Annotated in this window: 21 protein-coding genes; 1 reads left to right on the top strand and 20 read right to left on the bottom strand. The window is 58.3% G+C overall.

The window, feature by feature from the left end:
* Positions 1–6: 6 nt before the first annotated feature.
* The 9 genes from M1B34_RS10425 to M1B34_RS10385 are packed head-to-tail and all read right to left on the bottom strand — an operon-like array spanning position 7 to position 7,474.
* Positions 7–2,760 (bottom strand): conjugative transfer ATPase, encoded by a 2,754-nt coding sequence (locus M1B34_RS10425; protein WP_268265068.1) that lies wholly within the window; start codon positions 2,758–2,760, stop codon positions 7–9.
* The gene (locus M1B34_RS10420; RefSeq protein ID WP_191958683.1) at positions 2,760–3,176 is read right to left on the bottom strand and encodes a TIGR03751 family conjugal transfer lipoprotein; all 417 of its coding nucleotides are present in this window, start codon (positions 3,174–3,176) and stop codon (positions 2,760–2,762) included. The genes M1B34_RS10425 and M1B34_RS10420 overlap by 1 nt, the downstream gene beginning before the upstream one ends.
* Complete coding sequence (locus tag M1B34_RS10415) at positions 3,139–4,656, bottom strand: TIGR03752 family integrating conjugative element protein (protein WP_268265067.1); 1,518 nt, start codon at positions 4,654–4,656, stop codon at positions 3,139–3,141. The genes M1B34_RS10420 and M1B34_RS10415 overlap by 38 nt, the downstream gene beginning before the upstream one ends.
* A complete protein-coding gene (locus M1B34_RS10410; protein WP_268265066.1) occupies positions 4,646–5,458 on the bottom strand; it encodes a TIGR03749 family integrating conjugative element protein in 813 nt (270 codons plus the stop codon). Before M1B34_RS10410 ends, M1B34_RS10415 begins: the two co-directional genes overlap by 11 nt.
* Positions 5,455–6,096 (bottom strand): PFL_4703 family integrating conjugative element protein, encoded by a 642-nt coding sequence (locus M1B34_RS10405; RefSeq protein ID WP_268265065.1) that lies wholly within the window; start codon positions 6,094–6,096, stop codon positions 5,455–5,457. The genes M1B34_RS10410 and M1B34_RS10405 overlap by 4 nt, the downstream gene beginning before the upstream one ends.
* A complete protein-coding gene (locus M1B34_RS10400; RefSeq protein ID WP_268265064.1) occupies positions 6,093–6,506 on the bottom strand; it encodes a TIGR03750 family conjugal transfer protein in 414 nt (137 codons plus the stop codon). The genes M1B34_RS10405 and M1B34_RS10400 overlap by 4 nt, the downstream gene beginning before the upstream one ends.
* Before the next feature lie 7 nt (positions 6,507–6,513).
* Positions 6,514–6,885 (bottom strand): TIGR03745 family integrating conjugative element membrane protein, encoded by a 372-nt coding sequence (locus M1B34_RS10395; RefSeq protein WP_174395431.1) that lies wholly within the window; start codon positions 6,883–6,885, stop codon positions 6,514–6,516.
* 17 nt (positions 6,886–6,902) lie between these two features.
* Positions 6,903–7,142, bottom strand: coding sequence for a TIGR03758 family integrating conjugative element protein (locus M1B34_RS10390; RefSeq protein ID WP_268265063.1), 240 nt, complete (start codon positions 7,140–7,142; stop codon positions 6,903–6,905).
* On the bottom strand, positions 7,139–7,474 hold the full coding sequence (locus M1B34_RS10385; protein WP_268265062.1) for an integrative conjugative element protein, RAQPRD family: 336 nt from the start codon (positions 7,472–7,474) through the stop codon (positions 7,139–7,141). Before M1B34_RS10385 ends, M1B34_RS10390 begins: the two co-directional genes overlap by 4 nt.
* 301 nt (positions 7,475–7,775) lie before the next feature.
* Here M1B34_RS10385 and M1B34_RS10380 point away from each other — a divergent pair, with 301 nt between their 5' ends.
* A complete protein-coding gene (locus M1B34_RS10380; protein ID WP_174395434.1) occupies positions 7,776–8,147 on the top strand; it encodes a histone-like nucleoid-structuring protein, MvaT/MvaU family in 372 nt (123 codons plus the stop codon).
* Between the two features lie 276 nt (positions 8,148–8,423).
* Here the strand turns inward: M1B34_RS10380 and M1B34_RS10375 are convergent, their stop codons facing one another.
* From M1B34_RS10375 to M1B34_RS10325, 11 genes are all read right to left on the bottom strand, one after another.
* A complete protein-coding gene (locus M1B34_RS10375; RefSeq protein ID WP_268265061.1) occupies positions 8,424–9,155 on the bottom strand; it encodes a TIGR03747 family integrating conjugative element membrane protein in 732 nt (243 codons plus the stop codon).
* A gap of 90 nt (positions 9,156–9,245) precedes the next feature.
* Positions 9,246–11,351, bottom strand: a complete 2,106-nt coding sequence (traD, locus tag M1B34_RS10370; RefSeq protein WP_268265060.1) for a type IV conjugative transfer system coupling protein TraD — start codon at positions 11,349–11,351, stop codon at positions 9,246–9,248.
* A 9-nt stretch (positions 11,352–11,360) separates the two neighbouring features.
* Positions 11,361–11,876: an integrating conjugative element protein gene (locus M1B34_RS10365; RefSeq protein ID WP_268265059.1), complete on the bottom strand. Its 516-nt coding sequence runs from the start codon at positions 11,874–11,876 to the stop codon at positions 11,361–11,363.
* Positions 11,873–12,421: a lytic transglycosylase gene (locus M1B34_RS10360; protein ID WP_268265058.1), complete on the bottom strand. Its 549-nt coding sequence runs from the start codon at positions 12,419–12,421 to the stop codon at positions 11,873–11,875. Before M1B34_RS10360 ends, M1B34_RS10365 begins: the two co-directional genes overlap by 4 nt.
* On the bottom strand, positions 12,403–13,116 hold the full coding sequence (locus tag M1B34_RS10355) for a TIGR03759 family integrating conjugative element protein (RefSeq protein WP_268265057.1): 714 nt from the start codon (positions 13,114–13,116) through the stop codon (positions 12,403–12,405). The genes M1B34_RS10360 and M1B34_RS10355 overlap by 19 nt, the downstream gene beginning before the upstream one ends.
* A 9-nt stretch (positions 13,117–13,125) precedes the next feature.
* The gene (locus M1B34_RS10350; RefSeq protein ID WP_268265056.1) at positions 13,126–13,803 is read right to left on the bottom strand and encodes a chemotaxis protein; all 678 of its coding nucleotides are present in this window, start codon (positions 13,801–13,803) and stop codon (positions 13,126–13,128) included.
* A complete protein-coding gene (gene pilL2, locus M1B34_RS10345; protein WP_268265055.1) occupies positions 13,800–14,342 on the bottom strand; it encodes a PFGI-1 class ICE element type IV pilus protein PilL2 in 543 nt (180 codons plus the stop codon). Before pilL2 ends, M1B34_RS10350 begins: the two co-directional genes overlap by 4 nt.
* A 106-nt stretch (positions 14,343–14,448) precedes the next feature.
* A complete protein-coding gene (locus tag M1B34_RS10340) occupies positions 14,449–15,195 on the bottom strand; it encodes a DUF5983 family protein (RefSeq protein ID WP_268265054.1) in 747 nt (248 codons plus the stop codon).
* 52 nt (positions 15,196–15,247) lie between these two features.
* The gene (gene radC, locus M1B34_RS10335) at positions 15,248–15,742 is read right to left on the bottom strand and encodes a RadC family protein (RefSeq protein WP_268265053.1); all 495 of its coding nucleotides are present in this window, start codon (positions 15,740–15,742) and stop codon (positions 15,248–15,250) included.
* A 102-nt stretch (positions 15,743–15,844) separates the two neighbouring features.
* Positions 15,845–16,102, bottom strand: a complete 258-nt coding sequence (locus tag M1B34_RS10330) for a hypothetical protein (protein WP_268265052.1) — start codon at positions 16,100–16,102, stop codon at positions 15,845–15,847.
* A gap of 69 nt (positions 16,103–16,171) precedes the next feature.
* Positions 16,172–16,753 carry an STY4534 family ICE replication protein gene (locus M1B34_RS10325; protein WP_268265051.1) on the bottom strand — a complete coding sequence of 194 codons (582 nt, stop codon included), beginning with the start codon at positions 16,751–16,753 and terminating at the stop codon, positions 16,172–16,174.
* Positions 16,754–16,819 lie beyond the last annotated feature (66 nt).

Here is a 16,819-nt window from a genome sequence, read left to right as displayed (position 1 = left end):
ATTTCGCTATGAGGGTTTTATACCTCGCGCTCTATCTATCCGTTCAGCTACCCGATACGCCGCTTCCAGTTCAGAGCAGCCGTTCTCCTGCATCAGTGTCCAGCGCTCGGCTTTTTCCTCGGGCTCCGTCATGGCCAAGGCGAGATAAAGACTGGGCGGCACGGCTCGAAACAGCGTTTCGAGCTTCTTCGATAGCACAACCCCCTCAGTGTACTTTCCCGGCTCCTTGCTGGCGGAGAGCAGTAAGGCTTTCTGTGCCGGCGTGAGTTTCTTGAACCGTGCGATTTCTTCGATTTCCGCGGGCGGCATGTTCAAACAGATCCACCACTCGATCATGTTGAGCATGGTCTGCGCAGCCGTGGGAAAGTCAGCAAGGTTTTGCGTCGCCAGCCAGAACCATGCGCCGAGCTTGCGCCACATCTTTGTACCCTTGACCACGAATGGCGCAAGCAATTGGTTCTTGGTGATGATATGACCTTCGTCAGTGACCATGATGATCGGTCGGCCCAGGTACTGGTCGCGTTCGGCGAGGTTGTTCACGGTGTTCATCAGGCTGATGTAGCTGATGGACATCTGCGCCTCGTAGCCTTCGCGAGCGTAAGTGGCCAGGTCGACAATGGTCACATCGCTCTCGGGCCAAGGCGTGCCCTCGCGATCGAACAGTTCACCCTCGAAACCCTGGCAAAACAGGTCGATGGACTCGCCCATTTCCTGGGCACGCTCACGACGCTTCTCCGGCAAGTGCGGGTCAGCGGCGACGCGCAGCAACGCGTCGCGCACGTCGCGGGTCAGTACCTGCCGACCCACCGCGACACAAGTCTGTGCCGCATCCAGAATGCACTCGCGGATCAGACTGCGATCGGCTCGACTCAAGCGGGCTTCTTCCTTGGCCTCGCCGCCGGTGATCATCAACCGGGCGGTGATTTCCAGTTCGCCGAGCACGTCGCGCTGGTCCTCGTGACTGGCTACCGCTTCATCGTCCCACTCATCAACGGAAAGACTCGCCACCTGATCTGGCTGCTCGACCAGACGGTAGGCATCGGCAAAGGGGGCGAGACTGACCGAGGCGCCAGGCTTCAATTGGACCTTGTTGATCGACAAGCCCTGTGTCGCGAAGTAGTCGCCCTGCAAACCGAATGAGTTGCCGGCCTCGACGATAAACAGGCGAGGGCGGTACACCGCCATGACCTGCATCAGCAGGGTGACCAGGGTGGCCGACTTGCCGGCACCTGTGGGGCCGAACAACAGCAGATGGCCGTTCATGGCCCGGTCCAGACGTGACAAGGGATCGAAGCTCAACGGCGAGCCACCACGATTAAACAGGGTGATACCGGGGTGGCCGGTGCCCGTGCTGCGGCCCCAGACCGGAACCAGGTTCGCCAGGTGCTGGGCGAACATCAGGCGTGTGTACCAGTTGCGCGTGTCGCGGGCTGGGTTGTAAGCCATCGGTAACCAACGCAGGTAACTGTTGCAGGCGGCGACTTCATCGCCTTCGCGTACCGGTTGCAGCCCCGCACCCAACAGCGCGTTGGCCAGGCTGACCGAGCGCTGGTGCAATTGCTGCTCATCGTGACCGCGCACGTAGAACGCCAGGGTGCCGCGATACAGCTTGTGCTGGCGACCGATGATCGCACGAGCCTCTTCAACATCTTGGCGGGTCTGGGTCGAGGCTAGGTTTTCACCGATGGCTTTGCGGGCCAGGCGGTTCAACTGATCCTCAAGTACATCCTGCGGTTTGACCACCAAGGTCAGACTCATCACCGTGCCTTCGGGTAACTGGTCGAACAGGGCATTCACCGCGTCGCCCTTGCGGGTTTCTCCGGTGAGTTGACCAATCAAGGGCGCCCGGCGAAGCTTGTCCACCACCATGACCCGGTGGGGCTGATCGTCAAAAAACCAGAGTCCGTGCTGCACATTCGAACGCGGTTCGTTGAAGAACAGCCGCTCGGCAAAGTCATGATCGAAGGGCAGTTCCAGCGACTCGCCCTCGGCAGACTCCGGATAGGCAACGCGTTGGTAAAACTCCTCGGGCGCTTCATTGGTTAGCGTGGGCGCAGGATTGAACCAGGGCACTAACCAGGCATAAAGACCTCGGCCATCGACTCGTGTCGATTGCACCCCGCACGCCTGCAACGAAGCCGCGATACGTTCGCAAGCCTGTTGCAGGGATTGCACTGGAGTGACTCCCGTCTCCTCAGCGTCAGACTCAAGCCAGCGATAGATCACCAGGCGCCCCCGTCGGTTATTGCCACGCCAGGATAGGCGGGTCACCACCTTATCCTCAAACAGACCACCGGGCTTGGTGATGGCCTTCAGATGACGACGGCTGAGCTCCAAATATGCCTGGGTGAAGACCGTGCCTCGCGCGCTGTCCCGGATATAGTCGGTGAGTCGGGTCAGATAGGGGGTGAAATCGTTGTCGTCCTGGCAGAAAAACTGCGCTATCCAAGGCGCTTGATCCAACTCGTCAAAGCTATCCTGCAGGGCATCCTCGAGGGCATCGCGAGCCGCCATCAGCCAATCGGGTTCGCGCCCTTCGGTGCCGATGGGCAGCAACTCGAACACCGCGCCCACCGAACGATTGTCATCGAGCAGAAAACACTGCTCAGTGTCGAGGTACTCGACCCAAGGCAGGTGATCGGTGAAGCTGGGGTTGTGCGCATACAGTGCGGTTTCATCGGCTAAGGTCACGCGCGGGCGCGACGGGTTGCGCCAAGCTTTCCACGCGGGAGTGCGGTTGCCCGAATCGCCGGTACGCACTACAAGTCTTCCTGACGTTCACCCGGTAATGCGTACTGCACCCGTTGGTAGAACGGAAAGACGGTTGAGTACCCCGGGACCGGTGCCTGCTCGGTACCACTCAAATGCGGATACACGTACAGCACCAGATCGGGATTGGGCAGGCGCGGGAACAGGTTGCGGATCTCGTTCGCCGCGGTGCGCGTGTACGGCTCCTGGAGAGGCGCGGAGAAATCCGCCTGAGCCAGCGGGCGGCGTAACTGTTGCCGAGCATCCAGCAGTTGCTGCTGAGTGCCTTGCGAACCGGCACCGTTCCAAATGTCCAGCATGGTTTGCTCGCCATGGGGCAGCAGCGTCTCCTTGTCGGTGGAGCATCCCGTCAGGATCCAGCAGAGCAAGCTAATCCAGATCAGACAGGGAGGCATGGTCTTTTTCATGGCGAACGCTCCGGCCCTTGGGCTCGTAGTCGATGGTGATCTCATGGTCGAGGTGCAGTGCGACCTGTGCTGCCGGTGGCACGTACACAGCAGCAAAGGCTTCGCCATACAGTTTGTTGACCCACTCGCGAATGTCGCTGACCCCACCACTGAGAATGGAGTTCAGTGCGCTATTGCCACTGCTACTGGTGACCCCGAGCGTACTGCCGCCCGAACTGATCACGCTGCTGTTGTTCCGCTCATCCCCGAGCAAGGCGGCGACACCGGCACCGGCGGCAGTGATCAGGCTCTGGCTGCCGAGGTATTGCTGGGCGTTCGAGCGGCGCTCGCCGGCGATGCACGGAATGCCATACGGATCGGACACGTAACCCAGTCCACCACGGATCTTGTCGGTGTTCGAGCTCTGGGTCGTGGAAGCCGTGCGGCTGGCTATCGCCTTCGGCTGAGGCACCGTGCGGATGGTGCCATCGGTAAACACAAAGGTAATTGACTCGACCTGTCCGCGTACGCAGGACAGGGTCCAGTCACCGGACGCCGTGCCGCTCATCACGGCCCCCGCGACGTCCGGCAGGTCGATGCCGTTGGCGGTCAAGTTCTCCGGGCCGACCAGCACCTTGAAGGGATAGGGATCATTCACTGTGCCGTCCACCGGGACTCGGCCTATCAGCGCGGTCATGGCGACTGAGCCCATCAATGTCGCGTTTTCGGGAATGGTGTAGACCGGCTTCGCGCCTTCGGTACGATCAACAGATCGCGTCAGGTCGCGCTCACCCTTGGTAACTGCATGTAGCTGTTTCTGGCTGCGATCAATCGCGTTGTCTTTCAAGCCTTCCAGAGAGTTGAAAGCGGTAGGCAGGCTCAGTGCGGAGGAAGTCGTGGTTTTGCCTCTGGCGTCGGTGGACGGAGCATCCGAGGGTTCAATCCACTGCAGCGCATCATTGGTAGAGTGTCGCCCTTCGAACTGAGCGCCGTCGCCGGGCTCAAGCCCCAATCCGATCGGCATGTCCTTGCTTTTGCCGGTCAGCCCCGACAACTGCTCCTGCAATTGAGTCAGCAGGCCGCGAGCCTGACGACTGTCTTGTTCCGCTTTGAGTCGGGCCTCGTTGGCTTGGCGGCGGCCTTCGTCGACCTGCTGGGTCACACTGCCAAGCGCGGTCTGGATACGCGAATCGACACTGTTTTCCCGCTCGCGTAGGCGGTTGTTTTCCGTCTGCAGTGAGTCATTGTGTTTCTTCAAACCGAGCATGTCGCTGCGCATGGCCTTCACCTGGCCGACCAGGGTAGCGACCGTGTCGCGTGGGGTATCGCCCGCAATGCCGAGCGACTTGGCTTGCTCGGCGGATAATTGAATATTGCCCTGATCAACTGGGTGCTCTGGAGAGGAAGTGTTACTACCCGCGACCCAGGTTTTCAGGATGATCAGCACCACGCCCAGCAGCGCAGCCGGTACCAGCCATTTGAGCAAGGCGTTAGCTTTCATCGTCAGCACCTCGCGCAACGGGCGGGAGCAGCACGGCGTGTTCGAGGCCGGCACCCCGAGTGACGAGATAAGCGATCGTGGTGTCTTCGGCACTGCCGACAGGTCCGAGGAAAGTATGCTGGAAGGTCGCGGCGAACAGCGTGGCCTGAAGCCGGCGTGGATCGAGTTGCACCGTCTCTGAACCACGATTGCGCAATTTCACCGCCGTCACCCAGTAATCACCGAGTCGCCAGGCGGCGATGGGTGTGCTGGACACGTGTTCGGTCGGCAGCAGGGTTGGCAGTTCGGTGCGCAACTTAAGCGGGACGCGGCGTACACCGGGATGGGACTCCACGGTGCGCAGCGGCGCGTACAGGCTTTGCGCGGCGTAGCGCGTCAAAGCGACCGGGATCGGTGTACGTTCTGGAACAGGGAAGGTGCTCGATTCCGCCTCGGTAGCCTGCACGGGAGCATTCTTGAGAATTCGCACGGGCTCCAGCGGTTGATCGCCAGGCGTAGCCGCGATATCCAGGAGGATGATCTCGCCCGTTCCCACTGATTGCAGTTGCAGGCGGGTCGGGGCAATGGCTTCCGATGCGCGCAGGTAGAGCGTGCCGCCGGTTGATTGCACGCGCAGCTTGCCCGTCAAGGTTGAGGGCACGCCGACTCGAACATCCTCATCGACAAAGACCACCCGTTCCTGATTGATCACCAGCGGGACCGCGAGGGGGAGGCGTTCCCAGTGCATCAGCTCGACGGCCTGCGCTGCAGCTCCCCATAGCATCAGTGCAACGGCGAGTCCCAGGGTAGAAATCCGCTTCATGGCTCACCTCCAGGCGGGGAGATTTTTTGCGGAGTGCCCTGATAACAGTCCAGTGCCAGCCCCCACTTGTTGCGTTCGGGGTCCAGATCAAAACGCACCACGCGTAATGGATAACGCACCACCACTCGTTTTACCGGTTCGGCGGCGTAATACTCATCAGCGTTGAGGTCGAGCTTGACCAGCCAGCTGTCGCGGTCGAGTTGCTTGACCCTGAGTTCTGGATCCTCGCTGTAGCCTCGCCCCAGGATTTCGTAGACGCCACGCACCCGCTGGCGCAGTTCACCAGCGGCCTTGCGGTACTCGTAGTCGCCGTCGAGGAAGGCCTTGCAGGCGGGTGTTAGGTAGGACTGCAAGCCATAGATGGCGCGGCGATAATCCCGCTCGCCATCCGAGGGCCAACGGTTGAGCTGACCAAAGATGTACAGGGCAAAGGCATAGACATTCTCTGGGGGAATATCCCACCACTTGCGGGTGCTGCCCGAGCGCAGATCTGGCGGTACATGTACGGTCAGATCGGTCGGTGCCGAGCGCCAGCCGTACCAAAGTCCGGCACAGACCAGGGCAACGATCACTACCGCCAGACGCAGGCTGAGGATGTGGGCCTGTTGGGCATCGACCTTGTTCCGAAATCGGCTCATGGTAGCCACCGGGACAGGGCAGGACGCAGACGGCTTGAGCGGCGAACCGTCCAGGCACCGGAGTGCAGAATCAAACTTCCGCGACCCAGACGCCAACGGCTGGCAAGCATCCATTCGAGCTTGCGGTACAACCAGGTCTCGGGGCGAGCCCGTTTGGCCCGACGCAGTAGTGTGCCACCGGCAAATAACACCACCGCCATGCCTGCGATCATGCTGGTCGGCGCCACGGCAATGGAGGCGGTGGCGATCGCCAGCGGAACGCCTAGCAGCAGGCCAATGACCGCACCGGTGCCGAGCGCTACCCACATCTCATCATTGGTCAAACCACGCAATACGGCGGGATCACGGTTGAGCCGCTCCGGAAGAAAAACCAAGGTGCCGTCGGAAAGGCGTTCGATAGCGTCGTTCATGCCTACCTCACAGAATCGCGGCAGCCTTGGTCAAAAACCAGATAATGATCACCACCAACAGGGCGCCGATACCGACCACAGCGCCGAGATCCTTCCAGGTCTTGCGTTGGTTCTGTACGTCGGCGTATACGGTCAACGAGTGCCACGCCACCCCCAAGAAAGCGAGTAGGGCGATCAGCAGGCCGAGCAGGATGCCGCCGTCGTAGGCATAGTTTTTGATCGTCTCGATTAACCCTGATCCTTCGCCACGCGAAGGGGCCTCCATGGTGGGGAGTTCGGCAAAAGCCAGGCTTGGACCGAGCACCAGCAGCAGGCCGAACAGGCGCTGACTGGCACGATCACGCAAGTTGTTTTTCAGAGGGACAAGGCACTTAAGCATGATGGTGATCTCCGGTGTTAAGACAGGGTGAAGAACATCAGAACCAACAACGCGAGCAACACGCGTGCAGCACTACCGCCAAACGCGCCGAAGCGCACGCTGCCGGCGGCCCAGCCGCGGTAAGCCGTCCAGATCACCCAGGCGCACCAAAGCAAGGTCAGAACCAGAACCAGGGATATCCAGAGCGTCGAACTGCTCTGCGATGAAAAACCGGAGGCGTTTTGAAACGCAGCGCTCTGAGTTTCAGTCATGCTCATGGCGAGGGCTCCGCAGGCGGAGTGTCGAGGCGGTAATCACCCACCAGCTCACCAGGGTCGCGAGGTTGTGCGCGGGAAGGGGATAGATAACCCTGTATGCCGTCCCGTATGTGTTGGATGTCCCTGGACAGGCGGGGATAGTCGAAGCGATAGCGATCGTCGGGAGCCGCCGTGTTGTCTGTCATAGCTCGCGCCGTAAGGCGCTCGATAATTTCGAGCTGCTGCTGGACTCGGCTGAGCTGATCCTGCTCATGAGCAGATGCGGCATAACTGCTGCCATTGGCGATAGCCAGCGAGAAAAGCAACAAGAAGCGAAAGGCGGTAGTTGGCATGATACTGGCCCGTGAAGATATGGGAACAGAATCAAGTCAGAGGTCGAATGACTCAGCATTAAACGCGAGGTGGGACCTATCGCTTTTTTGGGGAGAGCCGAATAGGTCTGCTCACATACATCAGTAGTCGATTTGGTTAGAAAAATGCTCAGAAGAAAATTTTGAGCTCAATCCTAGTGTGTTGTTCATACGACAATGTGTGCATAAGTTAATTCTGGGCCAGCATAGGTGACGAGGAGCTAATCATCGCTTAGCATTGGAATGTTTATTCTTAATTACCCTAACCTGAAGGAAGTTTCAGATGTCTCGTTTGGCTGAATTTCGCAAGCTTGAGCAACAACTGGCTGAACAGCTCGCAGAGCTTGAGTCGATGAAAAGTGATTCCGGCCTGAAAAAAGAGATGGAGTTTGAGAGTAAATTGCGGACGTTGCTTGGTGAGTACGGCTTCAGTTTGAAAAACATCATTAGCATTCTGGATCCGGAAGCTGGCCGTCGTACCTCAGGCACGGCAGTTTTCCCCGTAAAAGCAGTCCGCAAGACTAGAGACGTGAAGATCTACAAGAATCCAAACTCGGGTGAGGTAATCGAAACCAAGGGCGGAAATCATCGGCAACTGAAAGAATGGAAAGTCGAGTTTGGCGCGGATGTTGTCGACTCCTGGCGTACTCAGTAAGATCGGTTTGATGACAAAGGGCCTGTAAAGGTCCTTTTTTCGGTGGGAATGATACATCTAGAGTGCAAGTCTTGAGCCCATCCTGCAACAGTTTCAATTGGTGTTTAGATCCTTGATGTTCCCGCAATCTTGGGCGACCGCATTTCACCTAATGCTCTAGCTCATAGTGGGAGTAGTGGATGATCTCTAGCAGTTTTTGCACTCATATGGAATATCAGTTTTCGGTCGTTGGATCGCTATCCTGGCATCAGAATGTTTAAAGGGATTTTTCCCGAATCAGAGATACTTCTTGAATGTGGTTGCCGTGATTGCCGTAGTGATGCCGAGCATCACAGCACAAGGAACAAACACAGCCATGGGATTGAGCGAAAAGGGCAAGGACAAGTAAATAACCCACGGCACGATCAGCATTGGTATTACGGCTCGTTTCGCTCGATGGTAGACAAAGCTACTTTCTCGCCCCGCGCCAAATTTACGTAGATCCCGGCGCATCAGTCCATCGACAAAGCCGGTCAACATTGCCAACAGAAACAGAGGGGCGGACAGGACCAGAATGGTCAGGCGCACCACGAAGGTGAAAGTGACATACACCGCCGACAGTACAAAGTCCTCGATATGTACGTAGAACTGGTTGATCCCGCTCCAGAAGCCGTTGCCCTGGCTCGAAACCCGCGCCTGCTGGGCAAAATCCGCAAAGCCTGTTTTGACCAGCACCCACTGATAGAGGAAATCCAGCCAGTGGGTAATCGTTTGCCCAGGCTGTTGGATAAGAAGTGAAGATTTAAAGTGTTCGCTAAGCCAACTTAATTCACTTCTCAGCATGGCCTGACTATGCCGCCAGCCCTGGTCTCCCCAGAAAAGCAGCAGGCCAGCGAACTCGATCAGGATCGAGAACAACAATGAGGCCATCAACAAGCCGATGACGCGTAGGACTAAGCGGATCGCCGAGATGATCAACCCTGGACGCTGGATCGGCTGTTGCACGGTGTGCTGAGCGGGTGTCGCCATTCTTCACCTCCATGCACGCTGCGGAATTCGTGTGGTCACGACGTTTTCTGGATCGTGTGCTACTGAATAAAAAAATTATCGCGGGACGGGCTACCCCACCTGATCCAGATCGAAGTTTTCTGTTGGCCCGCCTCCGTTGACCGTCCACCACTGTCCCGCCTGCGCGTTGTAGGTGGCGCGCATACGGTGTGCGAGCTCCTGCAGGTCTTTGGGCATGGCATCGTCGTTGGACGGCTTAGGCAAGGGCATGCGGACTTTCCAGAGCTGCCCACCGGACTGGAAGGAGAACATTTGCCCCTTGGGCAAGCTGACGATGTGAGCGGGCTCAATCAACGGCACGCTGGTGCTGCTGACGCGGTCCTGGGAGGAGGACGTGAAGTCTGTATTGGCTTCGGGGTCAGAGGTGTCAGTTGCGCCCGATACCAGGGTTCTGGTGAGCACGTTCACCTTCGGTAACTGCTGAGTGAGCAGCTCCGCGGTGGCTGTCTCGCGCACGCGGAGCATCTGCAGCGTGTTGAAATTACCGATCACCTGGCCGGCCTTGGCACGGCTACCAATGCGCGCTTCGATATCGCTAAGCGTCTGGGTGTAAGCCGTCACCTGGATGCCGGCACCGCCACCTTTGTTGATCAATGGGATGAATTCATCACCCATCAACTCGTTGAACTCATCGGCATGCAGGTTGATCGGCACCTTGTCACTGTTGCTGCTTGATTGGGGCAGTCCATGGTCGACACCGTGTTTGTAGATATGGCCCGCGACGGAGACCAAGTCGGCGAACATGGAGTTGCCCACCGCGGCGGCTACCTCGGCATCGGTCAGCGCGTCCAGACCGACATACACAATGCCGCGTTTGCGGATGATCTGCATCCAGTCGAAGATCGGCCGCGGGTCATCCAGGTCGGTGTAGTTGGGGGCCAGCAACTGGGCGGTTTTGCCGGTGGTGAGTTTCTCCAGCAGTGGCAGCAGCGAGGCGACGATTTTGTCGAAGTAGGTGCGGTCATACCGTACCGCAGAGCGCAGCCCATCCAGCACTGGATCGAATACTCTTTTCGCCGCCAAGTATTGCTCGATGGCCACCACGCGCCGCTCACGCCCAACCATATGCCGGGGAATGTTCTTCTCGGTGAGCTTGCCCTCGAGTTGGACGATCACTTCCCAGGCCGTCGAGTCGTTCTTGGCAAAAAACTGTTGAGCGTATTCGATGAACAGTGCATCAATGTTGACCACATGCCGTTGGATCTGCAGGTAGTCCGGACGTCGGCCCAGCTCGATCAGCGCTCGAGCGATGATGTTGACGAAGCGCCAGGCAAACTCGCGGAAGGCTGCGGAATTGCCTTCACCACTGAGCTGCCCGGCGATGCGCGATGCTACCTCCGAGATACGCCCGAAGCGTCCCACGGCGTTGTAGCGAGCGGAGATCTGCGGCCAGCCCAGATGGAAAACATAAAACTCCTTTTCCCGACCAGCGCGTTTGGCTTCGACGTACATCCGTTTGAGCAGGTCGGCATCGCCTTTCGGATCAAAGACGATCACGACCTCGTGTTCGACGCGGTGTATGTCTTGGGTGATGTACACCTCGGCGAGCCGCGTTTTGCCAACACGCGTCGTGCCCAGCACCAGGGTGTGTCCGACCCGTTCGCCCAGTGGCAGACTGACCACCGCTTCGTCGGGCTCAACCCCATGCAATAGCGTTGAGCCACCGACCGGTGGTAACGGTCGCAACGGGTTGAACGCGTTATCCCAGGCGGTGACGCGCGCCAATGTCGACAGGGGAAACGGTGCATGTTCCAGGCGTCTTTCGAGTCCACGGGCCAAGCGGTAGTGCGGCGGTTGGTCGACGTAGTGAGCGACCGCCGGATCCTGAGCCTCGACCAAGCGCTGGGTATGCAGGCGCGTCCAGCGAAAGCCGCGCCCCATGAATAGATATTTACGGCTGACCGGAATCTGCCGGCTGGTCAGTTCGTAGCGGGGCAGCCGCCGGATGTTGCGCCGATAGCGCAATACCTCCCAGCCTTGTCGCAGGCGTATGAAGCCAAACAGGGCATAAGCCAGCGCGACCACCAAACCGATTTCGGGTGACAGGGCCACGGCCCAAGGCGAGTACAGGCACAACACGGCGGCTGCAAGGCAGATCGCGACGGTGTACAGCTCCACTGCTGGCCGAAGCTTTGATTCCATCGCATGCTCGGCCATGACATGGACTCACTGTTCCAGCGAGGTACTGGTGATCAAGACGGGGTAGTGTTGGATCTGCAGGCGTGTGGCGATGTCGTTACCGTTGACTGGGAGGATGGTAAGGCCGGGGGCAAGTGCTCGAATCCGGGCCAAAGCCTCTGCATCGGCCACTTCGACGGCGAAGCCTGCGGCACCCAGTTCGTGTAGTTCAGATGCGCGTTCACGCAACCAAGTCAGTGACTGGTGATCGTCACCGACCAGAAAAAATGCTTGCAAGCCCGGCATGTTCAAGGTTCGAGATGTGATCTGGCCGGGGCTCAGGAGGGCGCTGTGCACAGGCAATACCCAGGTCTCATCGGCAAACGTGGACAGGTCCGTATGAACGGGCAAATCAGCCGGTACTTTGCGAGCTATTGGCAGGGCCGTTGCCGGAATATTGCGTTGGTTGAGGTAGCTAGCCGAATCCCCAGTGTCGATTGGCGTCGCCTGGGCGAAAGGTGCCGATAGGAGGATGAAGCAACAGGTTAGGAGGATTCTCTTCATGGCGGTGTGCCCTGTTTGCCGGAGACCAGCAACCTTTGAAGTTGGCGGGAAAAACCAGCGCGGTAGCGCGCAGCCGGCGCTCCCCCCGCGGGTCGGTGATAGCGTCCTGCAGCGGATACCCAGTCGCCGGTAGCGGCGTGATGCTCCTGCAGCAGGGCAGCGGTAACGGCGAGATTTTGGTAGGGGTCGAGGGCTTCACAGGGACTGGAAAAGCGGTGCCCGTGGTAGCCAAGATTGGTTTGTCCAAGCCCGGCATCGACTCGCTTGGCGCTATACCGCGTGAGGGCCATGAGCAGTGCATAGCAGGCGGCTTGTTGAGTCGCGAAGCGATAGGGCACTCCGGCAATGTTCAGCGTCCATGGCCATGGCAGCAGTTGGTCACGAACCCGGGTACCGCTTTCCTGTAGGGTAATCGCAAACAATACTGCCGAAGGTATGCCGGCCTCATGTGCCGCCAGTTGGTAGGCCGGCGGCGGGAGCTCCTCTGCCTGAACCGCTAGCATCACCAATGTCAGCGCAATCCCACTCAGTCGAGTCGTTGCCATTGCCCATTCACCTGTTGAAATGTGGCAGGCAAGGGCCCCGGGGCACCCAGACTGAACCAACGTCCACGGTCATGGTTCAAGGTTATTTGCCGGCGCTGAACCTTGGCCGGATCAATGTCTGCTTGCCGAGCCCAACTGAGAACGCGTTCATCCTCGCCTTGACTGCCCACCAGGTAGATGTCGAAAGCCGTGTTACTGCTTTGCAAGCGTTGCGCTGTGGCAATGCACGCCGAACAGCGATCTTCCACAAACAGTGCTTGGCGTGGCACGACCGGCGAGCTGGTCGGGGATGCCATGCCCTGAATCGGCAGCAGTCCAGGAAACAGCTTGGCCCAGGCCGCGGTGTAAGCGTTCTGATAGGCCAACTCACGCTCGGCGCGTTTGGCTTCTAACGCTACTTGCAACTCGGCATAGCGCTGGCGCTCTTGGTCAGTCTCGGCCTCGACTCCGAGTGTGGTCAGTGGATCGAGGTCTGGGCTCCAGAAACCGCGAGGGCCCGCTTGGATCTGTTCGAAGCGTGTCCACTCCTGCTCGGTTAGCCCCCAGTTTGAAGCCTGCCTGGAGTCAGAGCGTCTCAGGGGTGCAGGCTGCGTGTCCTGGAACTGTGACTGTGTCGAAAGAGGATTCCCTATCGCAGCACCTGCACTCAACAACGACAAAAGACAAACGACGGGGAAGAGTGGCGCTCTGTTCATGATCGCCTCTCAAGGCCAATACACGGTCTGGTCTGGCTGAGCGGCCACCGCGAAGACGGCTGAGTTCGGTTCCAGTGTTTTCAGTTGCCAGGCTCCGAACTGCTCGCCGCTATGGAGCAGTCGAACATCCGTGAGCGAGCGAGAGTGATGAGGTGCAACTGCCAGAAAGCGTTCGCCACCGCGGGACTCGACACTTAACACTGAGAATGGAGGTGAGAGCGGGGCGGGCTTGGTACGATCTGTTGCTCTGGGTTTGATCTCCGCAGGTGGCGGTGCTGGTGGTTGGGACGATGGCTGAGGCTTGATGTCGATCAGTTGCAGTTCGACGTGCTCAACGCGTGTGCGTAATGCCGCCAGGTCTGCCTCAGTCGCACGGGTTGTCAGACCGTCGCGCAGTTCCTGTATCTCCTGTGCCCATTGATCCAACATCGGATCGAGGGTGTTGGCCTGTTGCTCGCCACTATCGACCATTAGTTTCAAGTCTTTCACCGCGTACTGCAGCTTCTCCTGGGCGTCTTTTAGGGTGTTTGAATCATGTTGCAGGGTGTCCAGGGTTTGTCGGTATTGCGTGGCTGTGCTCTGCAGTTCGGTCATGTGTTGATGCTGGTTGAACACGCCAGCGCTCAGGCTGGCGACCGCCAGGCAAAGCAATCCCACGATGAGGGTTTGAAAGGTTGAGGCCTTCATGGGCGAGCCTCCGACTGGTGAGTTGAAGCAGGGGCTGGCGATGCGATGCCGAGCTCAGGTTTCTGTTGTTCGAAGCAAACTGAGCGGCTGACGTCGTCGGTAGTGAGTTGCCAGGCGGGGCCTGCGAGTACTTGCAGCGCACTGCGTAATGGGATTGGTCCAAGCCGGTAGTGGGCGGCAGGCAGGGGGCGAGTAAAAAGCGTTGTCACGGGCCCGGCGGCAGGACAGAGCGAATAACCCGAGCGCTGCAACACGTAATGCATTGCATCCTGCACTGAAGGACTCAGGTTGGAGGGCACACTGACGTCGATAATTTGAGAGAGAAGGTCATGTTGCTCCTTGCTGGCCTCAGTGCTGACTAGCGTATAGCGGCCATAGCGGAGTTCTGCCGGGTGATGTGTTTTGCCAGTGTCTCCCGAAAGCCGGGCACCCTTGGCGCCAGCGTCGATTTGCGGATCAGTCGGCAATGGGGTAGGGATTTGCGAAGCACAGGCGCTTAGCAAACCCAGCAAGCAGATAGGCGTGAAAAAACGCTCCATGGAACAAACCTCATGTCAGATTCATTGCAGAAGCTGACATGAGGTGATAGAGCGAATCAGTGAAAAAGTTGATCCAAGACGGGTCGTGTTTACGCCGAACACGTGACTACTCATCAAAAATGGCGAGTCCATCCAAGACAGCAGCATCAGGATCGAAGATCAACAATCGCACATCTGCCAGTGCCGCGAGATACAGTACGTTGACCAAGGTTTCTGGTGTGCCAGCGTCGAGTTGCTCTTGCCTCAGCCATGAGTAAGGGCGGCCCTCGATCGTTAACAGGTTATCGTCAGTCCAGGGTGTGCCGATCAACTTACAGCCGACGCCCTGGCAGTCGTTTAAGGTAAAGGGTTCGAACAGCAGGCCGGTTGGTCTGCAGCCCAAGCTGCCAGCCCGGCGTCCCAAGTAGCGCACTGTTTCTTCAGTGAGGTGTACGGTGCTGATTTCCCAGGCTCGACTGTAGTGACCTGTTTCGAAGCGTAAACGGTGGACCATGGCTTGGGCTTCTTCCTGGGAGTACAAGTCGCCGACGTGATGCCACTGGTTGAACATTTCGCCCCTCACGGCGTAGATCACCTGCCGTACCAGTCCCGTGGATTCGTACTGCTCATCCAACTCATCCGGAATGGATTGGCCTTCACTGATCAAGGCGAAATCGTCATTAAACAAGCACGGGTACTGTTGCAGGGCATCATCAGGCAGATGGGCTTGTGAGTCGTGCACGGGGCGAAAGCAGGGAGGGCAGTCGTTTTCATAGGTGATCAGTAACAGCCGTTCGATCTGAAAGTGGTCATAACCGCGTGCAAATGGGTTTGAGCTTGGCAGCGGAGTTACTGCTTGCGGGAGAGGGTTCATGTGAAGTCTCCAGAATGAAAATGAACAAGGCGCCATTCGGCGCCTTTGAGGGTTAAAGCAAGCCATGTTCGGCCAGGGAGAACGGACGACCTTTGCCTACGATGAAGTGATCCAGCACCCGCACTTCGACCAAGGCCAAGGAGTCTTTCAGCCGTGCGGTTAAAGCACGATCTGCCAGGCTAGGTTCCGTACAACCGGAAGGGTGGTTGTGAACAAGAATGGCGGCCGCGGCGTTATGAACCAGGGAGCGTTTAACGACTTGGCGGGGGTAAACACTGGTGCTATCAATGCTGCCGTGAAAGAGGACTTCGAACGCCGAGACGCGGTGTTTGGCATCGAGGAAAATCACCGCGAACACTTCATGTTCCTGCGGCGCCAGTTGCAGTTTTAGATAAGCAGCGACCGTGTCAGGTGACGTTAGGTCAGGGCCTCGGGCAAACAATCGACGATCCAAAATATGTAGCGCTTCGTCGATCAGTCCATTTTCTAGGGCAATGCGATCAGCTTCGAAATCCGAGGTCTCAATCTGTGCGAATGAGGGGCTCATGGCGGTACCTCTGAGGGAGAAAGTCAGGGGTACACGCCCTGATGGGAGTAGTACCCCCAAGGGTGGATGTGGCGTCGTGTGTGTTAGCCGATGACATTCTGTTTACAGGCGAGTGAAACGGTGGCGTTGGCCGTGTAGTAATGAGCCGCAGCTATCGCAGGGTGATGAGGAAAAGGCTTTTATGCCCCAGCCTGCGTTTAAGTCGAAGTCGGCGCTGATGGGCATTAACTGCATCAGGCCATGATGTATCGCGGCAATGCGCTGCTCGATTTCATGTTCCGAGTGATAGAGCGATAACGTGCTGTAATCCTCGTAAGCGGCACCGAACAGGCAGTCGTCGCAAAGCCAGAAGGATTCCATGAGGGGCCCCCTGTGTCGATTGAAAAAGGCGCTCTAAGGAGCGCCTTGCTGAGGAACATCGTGAACTGTTCAGGCGGACTGAACGGTACGTGTAGCGTCACCGCAAGTTGTGCCTGCAATGGGTGGGGAGACGGACTCGAGTCGAGTCTGTGTTGGCGTTTCGATCTCCTCAGCGTCGGCGTTGGCCGACGATGAGGAGGACTCACTGTTGGGCGCCGGCTCAGCAGGTACTGTTGCCTCCTGCCTGGCTGGCGCTTTGTATTCGAAGGTGCCGTTGACCTTGATCCAGTCGATGAACAGCAAACGGCCCTTCAGGCCGGCGCCCGGTTGACCTTGTTTATCGCCTTTCTCGTAGAGAAAGGGATCGATCCACAGGTCGCCGATACGGAATGACAGCAAGACCTTTTTCTCGGCATTGACGGCGTCCTTGTAGAGTCGGATCAAGCGTTCAGCTTCACCCCCAGCGACTTTGCAATCGAAGCGGGTGTATTCCACGGCGTTGGAAGCGCCGTGTAGGGCTGAGATATCACATGCCATGAAGGGTTGGCCGCGGCGCACTTGTACCTCGCGAACGCGGTTGAGGTAGCCGATGCCGACGGTGTGCAGGTTGAAGTAAGTGGTCGCTTCTGGGGATTGGTTAGCGTGGGCCATGGTGGTTCTCCTGTTTGAAGGGAAAACGGTGACGCACGGTCCCTGGCGGGGAAGTGAGCCCCCGTC

Origin of the sequence: Pseudomonas morbosilactucae (genome assembly GCF_023241715.1) — a bacterium.
Lineage (GTDB): Bacteria > Pseudomonadota > Gammaproteobacteria > Pseudomonadales > Pseudomonadaceae > Aquipseudomonas > Aquipseudomonas morbosilactucae.
The sequence above is the reverse complement of the archived record's forward strand: the minus strand, read 5'-3'. Positions and strand labels throughout refer to the sequence as shown.